Origin of the sequence: Paenibacillus sp. GCM10027628, from assembly GCF_042676385.1 — a bacterium.
GTDB lineage: Bacteria > Bacillota > Bacilli > Paenibacillales > NBRC-103111 > Paenibacillus_E.
The window spans coordinates 388787-406056 of record NZ_JBHTHA010000002.1; the positions used below are offsets into that span (position 1 = coordinate 388787).

Annotated in this window: 11 protein-coding genes; 2 read left to right on the plus strand and 9 right to left on the minus strand. The window is 49.2% G+C overall.

Annotation, left to right across the window (positions count from 1 at the left end):
* Positions 1–44 precede the first annotated feature (44 nt).
* From ACFQZT_RS02950 to ACFQZT_RS02985, 8 genes are all read right to left on the minus strand, one after another.
* The gene (locus ACFQZT_RS02950) at positions 45–1685 is read right to left on the minus strand and encodes a hydroxysqualene dehydroxylase (RefSeq protein ID WP_379296370.1); all 1641 of its coding nucleotides are present in this window, start codon (positions 1683–1685) and stop codon (positions 45–47) included.
* Positions 1686–1884: 199 nt separating this feature from the next.
* Positions 1885–4149, minus strand: coding sequence for a glycoside hydrolase family 3 protein (locus tag ACFQZT_RS02955; protein WP_379296372.1), 2265 nt, complete (start codon positions 4147–4149; stop codon positions 1885–1887).
* Between the two features lie 27 nt (positions 4150–4176).
* A complete protein-coding gene (locus tag ACFQZT_RS02960) occupies positions 4177–6447 on the minus strand; it encodes a beta-glucosidase (protein ID WP_379296374.1) in 2271 nt (756 codons plus the stop codon).
* A gap of 15 nt (positions 6448–6462) precedes the next feature.
* Positions 6463–7986, minus strand: coding sequence for an ABC transporter substrate-binding protein (locus ACFQZT_RS02965; protein WP_379296376.1), 1524 nt, complete (start codon positions 7984–7986; stop codon positions 6463–6465).
* Positions 7987–8043: 57 nt separating this feature from the next.
* On the minus strand, positions 8044–8928 hold the full coding sequence (locus ACFQZT_RS02970) for a carbohydrate ABC transporter permease (protein ID WP_379296378.1): 885 nt from the start codon (positions 8926–8928) through the stop codon (positions 8044–8046).
* 20 nt (positions 8929–8948) lie between these two features.
* A complete protein-coding gene (locus ACFQZT_RS02975; protein WP_379296380.1) occupies positions 8949–9881 on the minus strand; it encodes an ABC transporter permease in 933 nt (310 codons plus the stop codon).
* A 170-nt stretch (positions 9882–10051) separates the two neighbouring features.
* Entirely contained in the window at positions 10052–11668 is a 1617-nt protein-coding gene (locus ACFQZT_RS02980; RefSeq protein WP_379296382.1) for a helix-turn-helix domain-containing protein, read from the minus strand.
* Between the two features lie 6 nt (positions 11669–11674).
* On the minus strand, positions 11675–13414 hold the full coding sequence (locus ACFQZT_RS02985) for a sensor histidine kinase (RefSeq protein ID WP_379296384.1): 1740 nt from the start codon (positions 13412–13414) through the stop codon (positions 11675–11677).
* Positions 13415–13612: 198 nt separating this feature from the next.
* Between ACFQZT_RS02985 and ACFQZT_RS02990 the strand changes: the two genes are divergently transcribed.
* Both ACFQZT_RS02990 and ACFQZT_RS02995 read left to right on the plus strand, forming a co-directional pair.
* Entirely contained in the window at positions 13613–14809 is a 1197-nt protein-coding gene (locus tag ACFQZT_RS02990) for a PASTA domain-containing protein (protein ID WP_379296387.1), read from the plus strand.
* Positions 14810–14977: 168 nt separating this feature from the next.
* Positions 14978–16075: an AbrB family transcriptional regulator gene (locus tag ACFQZT_RS02995; protein WP_379296389.1), complete on the plus strand. Its 1098-nt coding sequence runs from the start codon at positions 14978–14980 to the stop codon at positions 16073–16075.
* On the opposite strand, the gene ACFQZT_RS03000 is transcribed toward ACFQZT_RS02995, so the two are convergent.
* Positions 16032–17261 (minus strand): aminotransferase-like domain-containing protein, encoded by a 1230-nt coding sequence (locus ACFQZT_RS03000; RefSeq protein WP_379296391.1) that lies wholly within the window; start codon positions 17259–17261, stop codon positions 16032–16034. The genes ACFQZT_RS02995 and ACFQZT_RS03000 overlap by 44 nt on opposite strands.
* Between the last annotated feature and the right edge of the window lie 9 nt (positions 17262–17270).

Consider the following 17270-nt stretch of genomic DNA (forward strand, 5'->3'; position numbering starts at 1 on the left):
ATAAGAGTTTAGACATTACTTTTGGGGGAGCCCCGTTTATACAATTACAATAGCTTACCGTCCCATGGAAGCCCTTTTTCGTAACGACGCTGGTCATGTTTGCGCCATCCCTTGAGCCAATCGAAGCCTAATGCATCGAATTTGTACATCTCCCAAATCTCACACGGCTCTTCCGTTGAGCCCTCTTGGATAAGTATGGCATTAACCGCTCTTCTCGCCGCTTCGTTCGCGCCTTCCATCGTGGCAAGATTGGTATTCGTGCGAACATAATCGGAGGCCAAGAACAAATTGGGAATCGCAGTGTGCGCGTTCGGGCGCAAGTCCCAAGTGCCGACTTTATTAATAAGCAGCGGTTCCATGTTGACGACACCATGCGGGTTATCAAAATGGATATCGGTATCCAGGAACCAGGAATGAAGTACTTTGTCCTCTAAAATGACAGCGCCGTCGACATTCAGACTCTTCTTCAATTGGGCCCAAACTTCTGCCTGAATTTCTTCCGCTGTGCATGCCATGGCAGGCTTGCCGTACAAAATCCCCGGCGATTCCCAATCGGAAATGTCGACGGATAAAATGCCTTTCACGTTGCCGTCGCCATACTCGCTCAGGTTGACATCCGGCCAGAATTGCTTCTGGGACACAGACGTAAGCGACCAAGGCGCGTCCAAATAAATGACGTGACCGTGCGTGATCGCCACATCTTCTTTCAAATAATACTGGATACCGTTCATCCAGGCGACAGAATCTTTTAACTTGACAATCCCTTCCAGTGACGGGTCAGCTTGCAGCATCGTATCCGTTATGAAGGTTGCCATCACTTCAACCGGGAATGCAGCTATGTAATAATCGGCTTCGACGGTATATGTACGGCCCTCTTCCATAATCGTAACGCTTCTGATCACGCCGTCTGCGCAATCTATACTTTTGACTTCGGCGGATACGTGATAGCTGAGGCCCTTATCCCTCAGGTAAGTTAGCCAAGGATAAATCCATCTATCGTTAGTCGGGCCATTGAGCAGTCGTACAAAACTGGTGCCGGGCGTTGTGATATCCATCGTCATCTGCACTGCAACAGGTCCGACGGTTTGGGTATTGGCGATTTTGGATTGACAGGCAACAAGCGTTTTCGTGAATCCGGCAAAAATTTTCTGAAAGGCCTCCGACTGTTCCTGCGCCTCAATGAAGTTCCACCAGTCGATCAAATTGTACTCTTCTTGAATGCGCTGTTCGCAGCTAGTCATGATTTGCCAGAGTTTATCTCCGTATTGTTCCATGTCAGCGAGAGACAAGCCTAACCGACTGTCAAATAAATCCTTCATGACCACTTTGAAATCTTCGAATGTGAATTGGATCTTGGCCAAAAGCGGCAGCAGCGGTGCCGTATAGGTCGCGATATCCAACCGCGTCACTTCCATCAAATTGTCGTAAACGGTACCATCCCCGTAAGGAATCCGCTTCAGCGTGTCGATAACATGTCTGTAAAAACGCGGGAACAATCGGAAGCCATGCTCTCCGGGCAGATCCCTTCTGCCGTCTTTGCCGCTTCCGGCAACAGACATACTTCTCGCTTTTCCACCTGGAATCGATTTAAATTCGTACACGGCTACGTCATAGCCTCTTTCAATTAATTCATGAGCGGCACTTAACCCGGCGACGCCGCCGCCCAAAATTACGACTTTTTTCATCAATATTCTCCTCTCATTTTGTTCCTTTGTGTAAAATTGTCAGATAAAACCATCATATCATCTAGGTCATTCGAATCATAGACTTGTAGTGCTATAGCAGCAGAAAAAAGTATGCTATAAAGCAAACAAAGGACAGCCGAGCCCATGCGCTCGCGCTGTCCTTTATTTGTTCCCGGATTATACCGGCTCTCATCCGCTACTATTTGCCTTGCCTAGCATATTTAACCGTTCTGTCATCTTGAATTCGGCCGCTCCAGTTCAAGCCAAATCCAAAATCATAAGCGTTCCCGGCGGCATCCACATAAACCTCCATGTCATGAGCAACGTCCTCAAACTGCTCTTCTACGGTTTTCATATGTGCCGGCTGCTGCATCGGAAGCAGCGCCGAAGGCTCAGCCGCTCCGGTTAAAATATCAAGAATCGCTTGATCCTGAGCGCCAAAATTGGCGATGATCGCATTTGCTTCGCCTTCAAATTCAGCCATGACGGTTGGATTGGAGAGCAGAATGGAGACGATAACCGGCTTTCCTTCCATGACTTCCCTGGCATGCAGCACCATATCCAAATCAGAAGCGTTCAACACCGTAACCGTTTTATCTTTATAACTCCGGTTCAACACATCCCGCGAATCGCCTGCGATGCTTGTCTCCCTGGCATATTCCGCCGTATAAGGGCGGTACTGCAAGCTGATCGGCACATAACCGTTACCGCCTGCTTCGGCATCGGCCTTGCTGTACCCGGTTGTCGAGTATGGGCTTTCGATGAAGACGAGCGCGTAGTCCGCTTCTTCCGGAGAGTCCGTCACATCAAAATATTTGCTGACGATATCTAAATGAACCGGATAGCCAAAAATTTCTGGTGTCGATAAACCGAACCAGCTCGTACCTGCCGGGCGATACCGTTTCGGAATATATACCTTTTTATGTTTCTCTAGAGGGAGAACTTGATTTTCATTCTTGAGCATGACGATCGATTTCAGCTGCGCCTCGTAACCTGCTGCAACAAATTCGGGGCTGCCCACCTTGGCCGCTGTTTCTTCCGCACGCAAATATGGATTCTCGAAAAGCCCGGTCCTAAACATATTAATCAGCAGTCTAACCGCCGACTGTTCGAACCGTGCGCGCATAAAGGCTTCTCCATGTTCTCGTACCCCAATCCGGTACGCATCCACAATCGGCCCTGCCGCATTGTTGCCTCCGAACTGGTCGACGCCGGCCATCAGCAGCTTATAATGACGTTCTGCGACGGTCATGTTCTCTTCAACGCCCCAGCAGCGTCCACCGGGAAATAATTTTGAAATATCGGCGCCCTCATCGTCCGTTATGCCCCAGTCCGTACAGACAACTCCGTCATAACCATATTGCGTGCGCAGCAAATCGTTGATCAGGTAAGTATTATAGGAATTGCCGACATTTTCGCCATTCTTCGTATCTTGCCCATAAGAAATCGTGTAGTAAGGCATAACTGCGGAAGCTTTGCCAGTGGGTCCTTTCAACTTAAATGCGCCTTCTGTAAAAGGAATCAGATGCTCATCGAAATTGTTGCCCGGATACACGGCGAATTTGCCGTACCCGAAATGGGCGTCGCGACCTCCTTCGCCGGAGCCGCCGCCCGGCCAATGCTTCACCATCGCATTGACGCTTTCGTAGCCCCAGCCCTCAGCGATTTCCGCTTCCCCCGCAGAGGTTTGAAAACCGTCCACATAAGCACGTGCCATGTCGGCAGCAAGCTGCGCATCTTCCCCGAACGTCATGCCGAAACGGTTCCAACGCGGGTCCGTAGCAATATCGATTTGCGGCGACAGCGCCGTTGAGATGCCTAACGCCCGATATTCCTGGGATGCGATTTCCCCGAATTTCCTTGTCATTTCCGGATCAAAGGTTGCTGCGAGACCGAGTGTTTCTGGCCACATGGAAATCGCTCCGCCTGCACCCGCGTTGAATTCTTTGGAAGAATCCGCGCTATGCCTGGGATCCGTGCTGATATTGACGGGAATCCCCAGTCCCGCGCTTTCCGCTAACGCTTGAATATTATTATTCCAGTGTGCCGCTGTTTCCGGGTTTTCCACCATGGTCACCAGCACATGACGGACATCATCATTGGTCAGAAAGTCCGCCTGCTGATCCGTAAGATCGGAGGGACTCGCCCCGCTTTCTCCGAACGATTGGCCGCCATAAGTAGCCGGAAACCAGCCCATGCTCGCCGGTACCGCTTGATGGCTGCTGTACAGCATGAGCCCTGCGATTTGCTCGATGGACATTTTGGACGCAAGATCGCGCGCCCTTTCTTCGGGGGCCAGCCGCCAATCCTCGTAGGGGTCCAGCTTGCCGTCCTTATTCAAGTCCTTGAAGGACAAGCCGTCCGCTTCCAGGATATGACCCTTTAAATCTTCCGAATAACCAAGCGTCGGGCCATTGGCGTTGCTAACATATTGAATAGATGTACGAGTCCGTTCTCTCTGCATACGTTTCTCTCCTCCTAATCTATACAGCTATTCATTGATTTGCTGCAAAAACACTTCCAATGTCGCTTCCGTCAGAGCGCCTTGACTAAATGCGACGAGTCCCCGCAGCGGCATATATCTCATCATCGCGAGCATCATGTCTGACCCGTCTCCCTCAAGAACGCTGCCAAAAGGGCTCTGCTCCGAAAATTGTGTAAGCAGATTTTGGGCATGAACAGCCACTTGTTCATCGCTTAGCAAATCCCCGATCGTCGTATTGCGTGTGTATGTTCTTTTCAAACGAACGGAGGATTCAACACGAATCGTATCCTTGAGTACAATATCGCGGGAGGACTGACCGATCAGGATTTCGAACTCTCCTGATTCCACATGCCAATCTTTTAATTCGGTATTGTAGTAAGCAAATGCTCGTTTATCGAGGCGAAACGTAACAACCGTTTCTTCCCCCGGCTGCAGCGCGATTTTGACGAAGCCCTTGAGCTCCTTAAGCGGCCGAATGACGCTGCTTTCCACGTCTCTCACATACAGCTGCACGATTTCTTTGCCGAACCTGCCGCCGGTATTTCGAACACGGACGTTCACTTCAACCGTTTCACGATCGGTTATTTCTGATTGATCCACAACCAGGTCCGCATATTCAAACGTTGTATAACTAAGTCCGTAGCCAAATGGGAACAAAGGCTCAATCTCTTTTTTATCATAGTAGCGGTACCCAACGAACAGCCCTTCCTTGTATTCAACCTGATCGCCTTCACCAGGAAAGTTAAGGTAGGACGGATTGTGGCTGAGCTGAGTAGGGAACGTCTCGGCGAGCTTGCCGCTCGGGCTCGTACGGCCGAACAACAGATCGGCGATCGCGCCGCCAAGCGCCTGACCTCCCAGATAGCCCTCAAGTACGGCCCTTACTTTTGGCAGCCATGGCATCTCGATTGGAGCCCCGTTGCTGAGCACAAGAACAACGTTGCTCTGGACTTCCGCTACGGCTTCGATCAGCTTGCGCTGATTGTCCGGTATGAGCAAATGGGAGCGATCATAACCTTCCGACTCGAAGCGATCGGGTAACCCTACAAACAGAACAGCCACATCAGCCGCCTTCGCAGCTGCCGTTGCTTCAAATATCAATCTCTCTTCCGTCTCATCGCTGTCCAGCGAATAGCCCGGAGAGTAGCTTACTGCAACCATATCCCCTGCGACTCGGCGCACTTCTTCCACGATATCGTCCAGCTTCGTCGGCTTGACGTGCGAGCTTCCCCCGCCTTGATATCTCGGCGAACGGGCAAAAGCACCTATGAGAGCGAGGCTTTCCCCTTGCCTCAGCGGTAGGATGCCGCCCTCATTCTTGAGCAGCACCATGCTCTCGCCGGCGGCTTTGCGAGCAAGCGCATGATGCTCCGCAGCATCGTAGGCTGCGTTTTCATCGCGATGCTGGACGGCTTTGAAAATGATCGTAAGCAGCCGCTCCACAGCGCAGTCTAGTGCGGCTTCAGACAGCCGGCCGCTCCGCACGGCTTCCACGATCCTCGCATCCCCGATCCCGTTGCTGGACGGCATCTCGAGTTCCAGACCTGCGGCCAATCCGGCTTCACGCTCGTTGACAGCCCCCCAGTCGGATACGACAAAGCCTTCGTGCCCCCACTGCTCTTTCAGTATGTCTGTCAATAAATAAGGATGCTCCGAAGCGTATTCGCCGTTCACCTTGTTATAAGAGCACATGACCGTCCATGGCTGAGCCTGCTTGACGGCCCCCTCGAAGCTGGCCAGGTATATTTCCCGCAGCGTGCGCTCATCTATGTTGGCATTGACCGACATCCGGCGATGTTCCTGATTATTGGCGGCGAAATGCTTCAGCGAAGTCCCCACGCCTTGGCTTTGAACGCCAAGAATATGGTTTGCCGCCATTTCGGAGGACAAGTAGGGATCCTCGGAGAAATACTCAAAATTTCTCCCGCAAAGCGGCGAGCGTTTGATATTCGCTCCCGGCCCCAGAAGAATCGCAACGTCCTCTGCTTGGCACTCTTTGCCTAAAGCGACGCCAACCTCGCGGATCAGATCGCGATCCCATGAGCAAGCCAGACCCGCTGCGGAAGGAAAACAAGTAGCGGGTACACTGTCGAACAAGCCGACGTGGTCGGTGGACCCTTTCTGTTTCCGTAAGCCGTGCGGCCCGTCTGTCAACATGATCGATGGAATGCCAAGGCGTTCGATCGGCTTCGTTCTCCAGAAGTCCAAGCCGGAGCAAAGTCCGGCTTTTTCTTCCAACGTCATTTGCGCAATTAGCGATGGAATGTCTCTTTGCATGGAAATCCTCCTTCCCTATTTAGCAGCCGTTTTGGCCCAAGCATCCAATTGCTTTTGCTTCTCGGCAATAATTTTATCCAAACCGGCAGACTTCAACTTGGCATTGAATTCTTGCAGGCCAGCCGGATCCAGCGTCCCTGTTTCCAAGCCGACGCGGTATTGATTCAGCACGTTCGTCGCTGCGGCAACCTCCGTTTTAACCGGATCAACGTTAAAAGTGAAACCGAGTGCTTTGGAACGGATAGAGGATTTGTTGAATTGCTTCATTTTCTCCCAGTTTTGCGGATCTTCGCCTTCCCAGATATAGGACAGATAGTTGTTACCGACTTCCCACTCATTTAACATATAGCCGGATTCCTTGACGCCGTCAGGCTTGGCAATGATCGTGTCCGATTTTTTAACATAATGCTTGCCTTCGATCCCGTTGTCGATCAAATTCGCGATATCTTTATCCGTGTACATCAAATTCAGGAATTCCATCGCTTTCTCGGGATTGTCGCTATTTTTCGTGATGGACATCATGAAGGAAGTGATGCTGGAAGTAAACGTTACCGGTTTGGTTAATCGGACACCAACGAGCTCTGTTCCCGAGTTCCGCGATTCCTGGATTTCAAAGCCCGGTTTCAGGTTGGCCACATAACCGAAAGCTTTGCCTGCCTTCACCAAGCTCGGTCCGGTTTCCTGAGAAGTCGCGATATCTTTCATAATATATCCGGCCTGATACCATTTCCGTGCGAGCGCGATCGCGTCCGCATATTCTTGGGTTTCGAAAATATTGACGACTTTCAGGTTGCCGCCAGTATCGGTCAAACCGCCGAGTGAGTCGCCCAGAGGATCGAAGCTCGCTCCTGTAATCACTTGGGCTACCGTTTGTCCGGATTGCCCTTGGGTTTGCTGAACGACCGGCGCCACGCCGGGTTCGCCGTCTTTGATCGCTTGAAACGCAGGCTCCAGATCGCTGAACGATTTCACCTTGCTCAGGTCGATATGGTACTTCTCCACGAGATCCTTGCGCATCACCATCCCGAAATCTGCCGCCATATCACGGGTACTCGGAACTCCATATATTTTCCCGTCAATTTTCGTTGCATTCAGAATCTCGGGTTCGAATACGCCCTTGATGCCTTGACCTTTCTTCTCCAGCAGGTCGTCGAGTGGAATTAACTGTCCTTTTGCCACCTGGCTGCCGTAATTGAAAAAGGCGGAGCTGACCAAGAGATCCAGCTTTTCATTGCCGGCGAGCATCAGGTTGGTCTGTTGCGTCCAGGCGGAAATACTAATTGGGATCAATTTCACGGTTGCATTTATTTTTTGCTTCGTTATTTTACTAATTTCCTCTTGGACGGCCCCCACGTCAGGCATATTTTGAAAATTAATGAATGCCATGGAGATTTCGTATGGCTTGGAATCATCTTTAGCTTTACTGCCCGGCGTGGATCCGGACTGTGAATCTGTCGAACTGCCGCATGCAGAGAGCATGGTCGCAGCGGTTACGGTTACAGCCATCGAGCCGGCAATCGTTTTCCATTTTTTGAACATTGAATTACCCCCTAAGTGAATGTATATATGCACCGAATCGGAGATTCGGAAGAAACCTTATCCTTTGACAGCCCCGAGCGTAAGTCCTTTAACGAAATATTTCTGAAAGAACGGGTAGGCGCAAATGATCGGTACAATCCCGATAACCGCCATCGCCATACGCACCGTAGCCAGAGGAATTTTAGCCGTTGCGGTCGATTGATTGCTGCCCAGGCTTGTCTGCTGCAGGAATTGAATATCTGTCAGCATGCGGTTCAGCATGTTTTGCAGGCTAAACAGTTTGCTGTCGGTAACGAAGATGAGTCCGTTAAACCAATCGTTCCAGTAAGAAATCATCAGCATTAGCCCGATTGTTGCGAGAATAGGCAGCGATAGCGGCATGATGATCCTATAAAAGATTTTGAACTCCGTCGCGCCGTCCATATAAGCGGACTCGATAATCGGCGTAGGAATCGATGTGCTGAAGAAAGTTCTCATCAGCATAATGTAGAAGCCGTTCGTCAGCAAACCCGGCAGGATGAGCGCCCAGATCGTATTTTTGATGTGGAACACTTCGGTATAGATCAAGTATGTGGAAACGAGTCCCCCATTGAACAGCATCGTAAAGAAAACAAGAAAGGACATGATTTTGCGAAGCGGCATATCGTCCCGTGATAACGGGTAAGCGAGCAAAGATGAGATGATCAGCCCGCCGAACGTGCCGACGACTGTGATAAAGATCGTTATGCCGTAGGCTCTTACCATCGAGCTCGAATCATTGAGCAGGAATTTATACGCGCTTAGGCTGAACTGGCTCGGCCACAAGGAATAGCCGTGTTGGATAATCGCTTTTTCATCTGAGATCGACGCCATCAAGAGAAGAGCGAACGGAAACAGGCTCGCGCAGGTCAAGAGCAGGAAGAAGATATTGACGGCAGTTTGATTCATTTGGTTGGTTTTCATACACCTAGTCCTCCTTTCATCTAAAATAAAGCTCGTTCGCGGTTTCGCTTGCTTACCACATAGTTGGATATGAGTACCAAAATAAAGCCGACAAGCGATTGATAAAGGCCTGCTGCCGAAGACATCCCGATATCCCCCAAACTCATCAGCCCCCGGTACACGTACGTATCGATGACATCAGTCGTCGACTGGAGCGGTCCCGAGTTCAGCGGAACTTGATAAAAGAGACCGAAGTCGGAGTAAAAGATCCGGCCGATGCCAAGCAGCGCCATGATCGATATCGTTGGCATGAGAAGCGGTACGGTAATCGTGCGAATTTGCATCCATTTGCCTGCACCGTCGATGGTAGCCGCTTCATAATATTCGTGATCGATGCCGACAATCGCTGCTAAAAAGATGATGCACAGATAACCGACGTTCTTCCAGATATTCACGATCGTTAAAATATACGGCCAATATTTCGCTTCTCCGTACCAGGAAATCGGTTCAATCCCGAACAGCGGCAAAATGTGATGATTCACAAAACCGTTATCCACATTCAGCATCGAAAGGACCAGATAGCCGACGATAACCATGGAGATCAAATAAGGCAGTAGCACGACGCTTTGGTAAAAACGCGACAGAAAGCGGTTCTTAATTTCATTAAGCAAAATCGCGACGGCGATTGCGAGAACGAGATTGAGCACAATGAACAATCCGTTGTACAGGATCGTGTTTCTAGTAATGATGAAAGCGTCGGACGTTTTGAACAAGTATTCGAAGTTTTTGAAGCCGATCCAGTCGCTTCCGAGAATCCCTTTCCGGTAGTTAATATTTTTGAATGCGATAATGACGCCGAACATGGGCATGTAATTGTTAATGATTAAGTAGATAAACCCCGGCAGTACCATGAGGAATAAGGCGCGATAACGTTTCAGCGTTTTCCAGGCATTTCTTCTTGTGCTCTGTTTCATGCTGCGTTCCCCTCTTTCTTGTTTGTATGTATGTCCTAATTGTAGAGGATTGGAAGCTACGGCACCCACCAATAAAACGACCTGTCACTTTTGTTTTTCCGACTTTTTGGCGCCGACTGCATGAAGAAAGAAAAAGGCACCCCTCCGTATCACCGGTGGGATGCACTTCGTTATTTCTTTTGCAGCTGTTTGCGGTAATCTGCAGGCGTGAGGCCGACCGCTTTTTTAAAAATGGTGGAGAAATACGATAAATTCGAGTAGCCGGCCGTCAACGCGATATCACTGACCGGTTGCTCGCTTTTCATCAGCAAATGCTTCGCAAGCTCTATGCGCTGGTGCTGCAAATAGTCCGACAGGCTCGATCCCGTCTCTTTCTTGAAGACTCGGGTTAAATAGTCGGGATTCAGATATACGGCGTTGGCAATATCTTCACGGCTTAAGGACTGCTGCCCGATATGCTCGCCGATAAACTGTTTGACCTTCTCCACGAGAGAGAGGTTTTCTTGAATCGGTTGGATATGATTCATCACGACCTCAATCACGATGGGAACCCACGACTCCGTCGCCTTCAGAGAACGGACGGCTCTCTCCGAATTTTCCGTCAATAGGCTGCTCGCAAACACCTTATGGGCTTGAAGGCCTTTCAACTGCAGGACAAAAAACACCATTTGCAAAAAGTCTTGATAAAAAGCTTGCAGCCAGCCGGCATCAATCCCGCTTTTTTCATGCTTTAATGATTCCAGATATTGCCTGACTTCCGTCTGCAGCTTCTCTCTCGCCCCCTGCTTCATCAGTTCGGCCCATTCCGACATCAACGGCGCTTGCGGCCTGGCAGCGGGTTTGCCGCATGAACGGAGCTGCAGCGTACGATTGACCAACGTAACATTGTCTCCATCTAATGCTTGCAGCTTCTGCACCATCGCGAACATCTCATGAATGGCCACCTGTTCACCGATGTAACAGCATAAGTCGCAATAAAAATACTTGTTGCAGGATGCGATGAACTGGTTGCATTCCGACTCGATAAGACTCGGCGTCGGCGAAGTCTCGGATCCGATCGGAATAATGGCTAACAACTTGCCATTTTGAAGCGGAATGGCCATCGCATGGCGGGTGTGCCGGATGATCTGCTCTTCCGCTGCATTTTTCACCGCATACTCCATAATTCGCTGTTCGCGCCCGGATAGCTCCTTGTACCAACGCTGAACATGAATGTATATCGGCAGAAAACGCTGGTTGTCGGAAAACGAAATGCTTTGCTTAGCCAAATGCTCGCGGATCGCAACAGCTTGAGACGGTATGGACTGAGCGAGCAAATCCTGCCAAAACCGTTCCAACAAAAGGGGCTGATGCGTTTCCCACAGGTTATGATAATGCTTGTACGTAGCTTGAAACGTGCGCAGCTCTGCCTCTTTTCCTATTTTGCCAAGCGCTTTGCCAACTACGTCTTCAAGCTCCGAATAATCAACCGGTTTAAGCAAATAGTCAAAGCTGTTTAATTGAATCGCTTGCTTGGCATAAGTAAAGTCGGCATGACAGGTCAAGAACACCGTCTCGGTTTCAGGATAATGCTCCCGAACCCACTCTAGCAGCTCAAGTCCCGTGCCTTGCGGCATCTCAATGTCGCATATTAAAATATGCACGCCATGCTCCTCAAATATTTCTTTGGCCTGCCGAATATTGAACGCTTTGTAGACCTCTGTAATCTTCAATTTATCCCAATCTACGCCGGCTTGAAGACCTCTTACCGCGTGAGCCTCGTCGTCCACTATGAGCGCATGATACATAAGCAGCTACTCCTTCTTCTCTGAAGTGATCGGAATTTTGATCTCCACTACGGCACCTTTGGGAACCGCATTGAAAAATTGGATACTAGCCTGAGCGGCATATAGGAGGCGCAATCTTCGCTTGACGTTCCATAAGCCTACCTGTTCCCCCTCTGTATTCGTAAGCTCTACATTGCTTTGCAGATCATTCAAAATGTGCGGTTCAAACCCCGGACCATTATCACGAATCGTAATTTTGAGCGCTGAAGTCCCGTCCGTCATGTCTTTATCAACAACAACTTGGACCTCAACGGGCTCGTCAAGGGTTACTGCGTGCTTAATACAGTTCTCCACCATCGTTTGGATGACAAGCGGCGGAATTTCGCAAGTGAGCAGTTCATCATCGGCCTCAATCCGATAGGTTAAACTGTCAGGGAAACGGAGCTGTTGAATGCGCAAATAGTTCGCGGTATGCTTGAGCTCATCTCGCAGCGTAACATAGCCGGAACCACTTCTGAACATAAACCGGAAATAAGCGACCAGGCATTTGCTCATTTCTTGGATGAGCGCATACTCTTTTACGGTTGCAAGATTATAAACGATGTTCAGCGTATTCAGGAAAAAATGCGGATTGATTTGGAGCTGTAAATGTTTGAGTTCTTCCCGCTGGGCGTTCAGCTTTTCCTCGTACACATGAATTTTCAAATCGCGAATTTCAGCGATCAGGCCGGTATACGTTTCATGCATGATCTCGAACTCCGTGGAAGTCGGTTCGAGATGCAGCCGCGACTCCCAATGTCCGTCCCGCAGCTTTCTCATGGCAGCTACCATCCGGTTGATCGGGAGCAGAAACACTTTGCGCATCATCAGCAGGAAGATGACCAGAAAGACACAGGCGGCGATGGAGATAACCGATGATATGCGCTGTACAAACGGCAGCTTTTCCAATATCGTTTCGTCCGGAATTAAGGCCACTAAATTAAAATTCCCCACCCCGGACGGTTCGCTCATGACCAAATATTGATTATGGTTCCCCGATAAATAATAAGGCTCACCCGGTACTGCTTTCAATTGAATATTCGTCTTCTGAATGAAATCCGCATGGTTCATGGGTTCTAACTGATTCGTTGCCAAGAGCGCGGTTCCGGACTTTCCAAAGTCAATCTTATTAAAGGGGACGATCATTTTCTCCGCATTCACCCATGCCCCGACGTAGACGTTCCCTGTTTTGATCAAGTGAAATAAGTAATACGTCTGATCATCCCGCCAGTAATACCACCATGTATTGTTATACTTCGTCTTATCGCCTTGAAGCATTTGCAGAATGGCTTGTTTCACTTCCATCCGCTGTTCATAGCCCGATCCAAAATTTTGATTCCAAATTAACTCTTGATTGGTTTCGGAATAGATAAAAAATAAGTCGATCATTTTATAATAGCTGATTTCGTTCGAAATGGAATTGTACAAGCGCAGCTTGGCTTTATTGTAATCGTTCTCATGATTCTGCGACGTGACCTCTAGGTCGAGCAGATCCGTATTCAGCTGCGACAAATTGTATAAGTAATTATCGACCTGCTGGAGATTTTGATCGATTTGCCCGACGTAAAGACTTAGCAGATTCCTGTTGGACTGGGAAACTTCGTTTCGGACAACTTGTACGGAATAAATGTTGATCACCACTAGAACGGCGACAAGCGGCACAATAATGAAAATAATGCCAAACAGCTTAAAACGCAGCGAATTGAAAAATGGCCTTAAGGATGGCATGCAACATCAGCTCTTTCAATATTATAATTAGTATTAATACTAGGGGCTTCACACTAACTTAGCAATAAAGATTTAGAAAACTATGAAGAACTTGTATTTTCCATATATACTAGTATTGAACCTAAATCCTCCGATGCCTGCGAATAGTATGTGGCAAGGGGTATCTTGAAGCTACGGTCAAGAAAGGATGGATTTACCATGGATAGATTAGATAGACGAATTGGGAATCGGTATGTATCAAATTCACAGATAACCACTTTATATAATGGAGTTTTACATTACGGCGAAGATTTGTTTTTGAATCGCAAAGTCATCTTTTATTCAACCGTACTGAAGGAAGGTCAGTCTGAAGATACGTATTTGCTCAAATTCAAGCATACCGCCTCATTTAATCACGAAGGCTTCCTCCATATTCTCGATACCTCGTTTAAAGAACGTACTGTTCTCATCGTCTTGCAGCAAAAACCCGGCCAGCTCTTAACGGAACATGGATCAGGGCAGCCTTGGGTTTTCGAAAATGCCGTCAACCTCGTTACCGATCTCGGCGTATCTATGCTGGACGCGATGGAGGAGCAAGTCACCGGCTTTTCTGTAGGCATGGAAAATTTATGGTACGGTGAGAACGAACGAATCTCCGTGATTAACTACTGGGATGAAGGCACTCCGTTAACGCAAGGGGCAAGGGGATTGTGCGGGTTATTGGTTCAACTTCTTACCGGCAAAAAAGAAATGACCGACCCTTTTGATGTGCTGCACACGCATTTGGAGCGAATTCAAATCAAGGGGGCAACCGATGAGCAAAAAGAAGCATTAATTAAGCTGGTCAAACACGTCGGTCAAGGACAAGCGTCTTTGTCTACGCTGATTTTCGGTCTACGCAAACTGCAAACAGTTAGCATTCCGGATGAGGAGCAGCTTCCTCTGCCATCAAGGACATCCTTTTCGAGTGAACCTGTCCAGAAGCTTCCTTTTTTAAAAAGGAAAAGCGTAGGGGCCGCTGTGTTGGTTGTTGTGGCCATCTTTGCAATATGGATGGTATGGCCTTCTTCTTCCAAGACAAACCGTCCGACGCCAAGCCATTCCGATAAGCCCGTTTCGGCATTACCGACACCGACACCGAGCCCCTTAAAGGCAACAAGTTCGCCTAAGGCCTCAGAAACAAGCGGAGCGGGCACAGAGGCAAGCAAAGAAGTTCTTATCCCTAATCTCGTAGGTCTAACGCTCGCTGATGCGGAGAAACAGGCACTGGCCGCAGGTCTGCACTACAATTACCTGTTGGAAACGGGCTCACAGGCGAAGGACACGGTTACCAAGCAAGATCCCGCAGCAGGAACAAAAGGCATGCAAGGCGATAATGTGACCTTCTGGGTAAGTAAAGGGAGCTCTAGTCCGTAAATCGAAAAAAAGTGGTTGAGCAGGGGGACCGTACCAGCTCAACCACTTTTTGTTGTTATAGAGATGCGGTTCACCGCCCCCTTATATTGCAAGCCATCAACAAGATGTTGTATGATGCAAGGATATTAAACCGGACGCTGAATGCTTGAACGGGAGTGAATGCTAGTCATGAAAATGAGTCTTAAACCAACGTCCAGGTGGATGCAATATCTATGGACCTGCGTAATATCTATCGCCGGCGGAGTCCTCTTTACCTGGATTCACATGCCGATCCCTTGGCTGCTGGGACCCATGATCGCCGTGCTGATCGCCTCCAAATGGGGCGGAATGCCGCTCGCGTGGCCCGGTCCCATACGGGATACGGGCATTCTGATCGTCGGATACTCGATCGGCTTATCGTTAACGAAGAATGCGTTCGTGGAAATTTTCCACCAGCTGCCTTCTATGCTGCTCATGACCGTCACCTTAATCGCCTTATGCGCGATCGTCGCTTTTCTCATGTCCAAGCTTACCGGCATTGACTTTCCGACCATGATGACGGGCAGCATTCCCGGCGGACTGACACAGATGATCACGCTTGCTGAAGAGTTCAAAAATATCGACATTACGCTTGTGACCTTTTTCCAAGTCATTCGGCTGATGATGATTGTATTCATTGTGCCGCTGCTCGTATTCAGCCCACTCTTCGGATCCGGTCATATGAGTACGGCCTTGCCAACCGCTCAAGTCGCAGTTGTCTCGTGGAGCGGACTCTTCCCCCATATGTTGGTTTATGCGCCGGTATGCATACTGTGTGCATGGCTGGGCAAGAAGATCAACCTGCCCACCGCTTATATGCTCGGGCCTATGATCGGGACCTCGCTTGTGCATATCAGCGGGTTTTATGGACCTCCGCTGCCAGCAACGCTGCTCAATCTTTCGCAATTTATGATTGGCAGCTACGTGGGATTGCTGCTTCAGCCGGGTCAATTGGAGCGCAAAGCGAGAACCATCACGATGGCGCTTATCGGCGGAGCAATCCTGATCGCCAGCGCACTCGGGCTTAGCCTGCTGCTTACTCGCATGCACGCTATTTCCGGGTCCACCGCTTTCCTCAGCATGGCTCCAGGCGGCATGGATCAAATGGGCATCATGGCGCACGAAGTCGGCGCCGACCTATCGGTTGTATCCGGCTACCAAACTTTCCGGATTTTGTTCATCTATTTCGTCGTTTCTTATGCACTTAAGATGTTATTCCGCTATTCGACGAAACGGGAGAGGCTTTAATATAGGCAAAATAAGCTGCCGCCATACTCTTTACGCCTTGAACGAGTTGATCTTCATTCACATAACTGAAACAAAGTCTTGCGTGGCGATGGCCTTCCGGGTTTACAAAAAAGCTTTTTCCGTCTACAAAACTAACGCCACGGTCTGCTGCATCCTGCAAAAATGCAGTCGTATTCACATGCTCGCGGAATGTAAGCCAAATATAGAAGCCTCCGTCCGGCAAATGGAACGTTACATGATCACCAAAGCTCTCTTTTACGGCTGCTGCCAAAATATCTCTTTGATTGCGGTAATGGTCACGAAGACGGTCTACATGCGCTTGGAAAGGTAAATGTTCCAACAGTTCGGCAAGAATCTCTTGGGTGAACACACCGATGCTGCCGCCGAGATTCAGAAGCTTCAGTTTATCAATGACGGTTGGATCGGCAATTACCCATCCAAGGCGAAGGCCAGGCCCTATGATTTTGGAGAACGTGTTCAGGTAAATGACTCTTTCGGGAACGAGCGTATACAAGGGCGGAAACTTATCGCCTGTAAAATTAAGTTCGGAATAGGCGTCATCTTCGAGAATAAAGAAGTTATACGTTTCAGCCAGACGGGCTAAACGCTTCCTTCTTTCAATCGAGAGAGTTACGCCTCCCGGATTATGGTAAGTAGGCATTGTATAGACAAATTTGGGGAGCGGCTTGTTATTCTGTTTCGCGTCCAAAAGCGCGTTCTCGATCAAATCGACACGAACGCCCTCCTCATCGATCGGAAACGAAGTGATTCGTGCTTCCGCCGTTCGGAAGGCTTGGAGTGCGCTGAAAAAGGATGGCGATTCCACCCAAACATGATCGCCCGGATCAACAAGAATGCGGGTCGCTAAATCAATGCCCTGCGTGGAGCCATACGTGACCAAAATTTGGTTCAAATCAGCCTGGATCCCGTGAACAAGGGAACGATTCTGAATCCATTTTAGAATCTTGCCGGGTCCTCCCGAGCCTGAATATTGCAGCGCTTTTCTCCCATAGAGCGTGACTGCGTCAGCCGCCGCTTGGGAGAGTTGCGGAATGGGGAACAGATCCGGAGCGGCGAAACCGAATGATAAATGAACATGATCCGGCTTCGTTATCGTTGTACTTCCGATGGATGGAGTCGCCGGTATCCGTTTGGCAAAAGAAAAAGGTTCTAAATTTCGAGTCATCAAATTCCC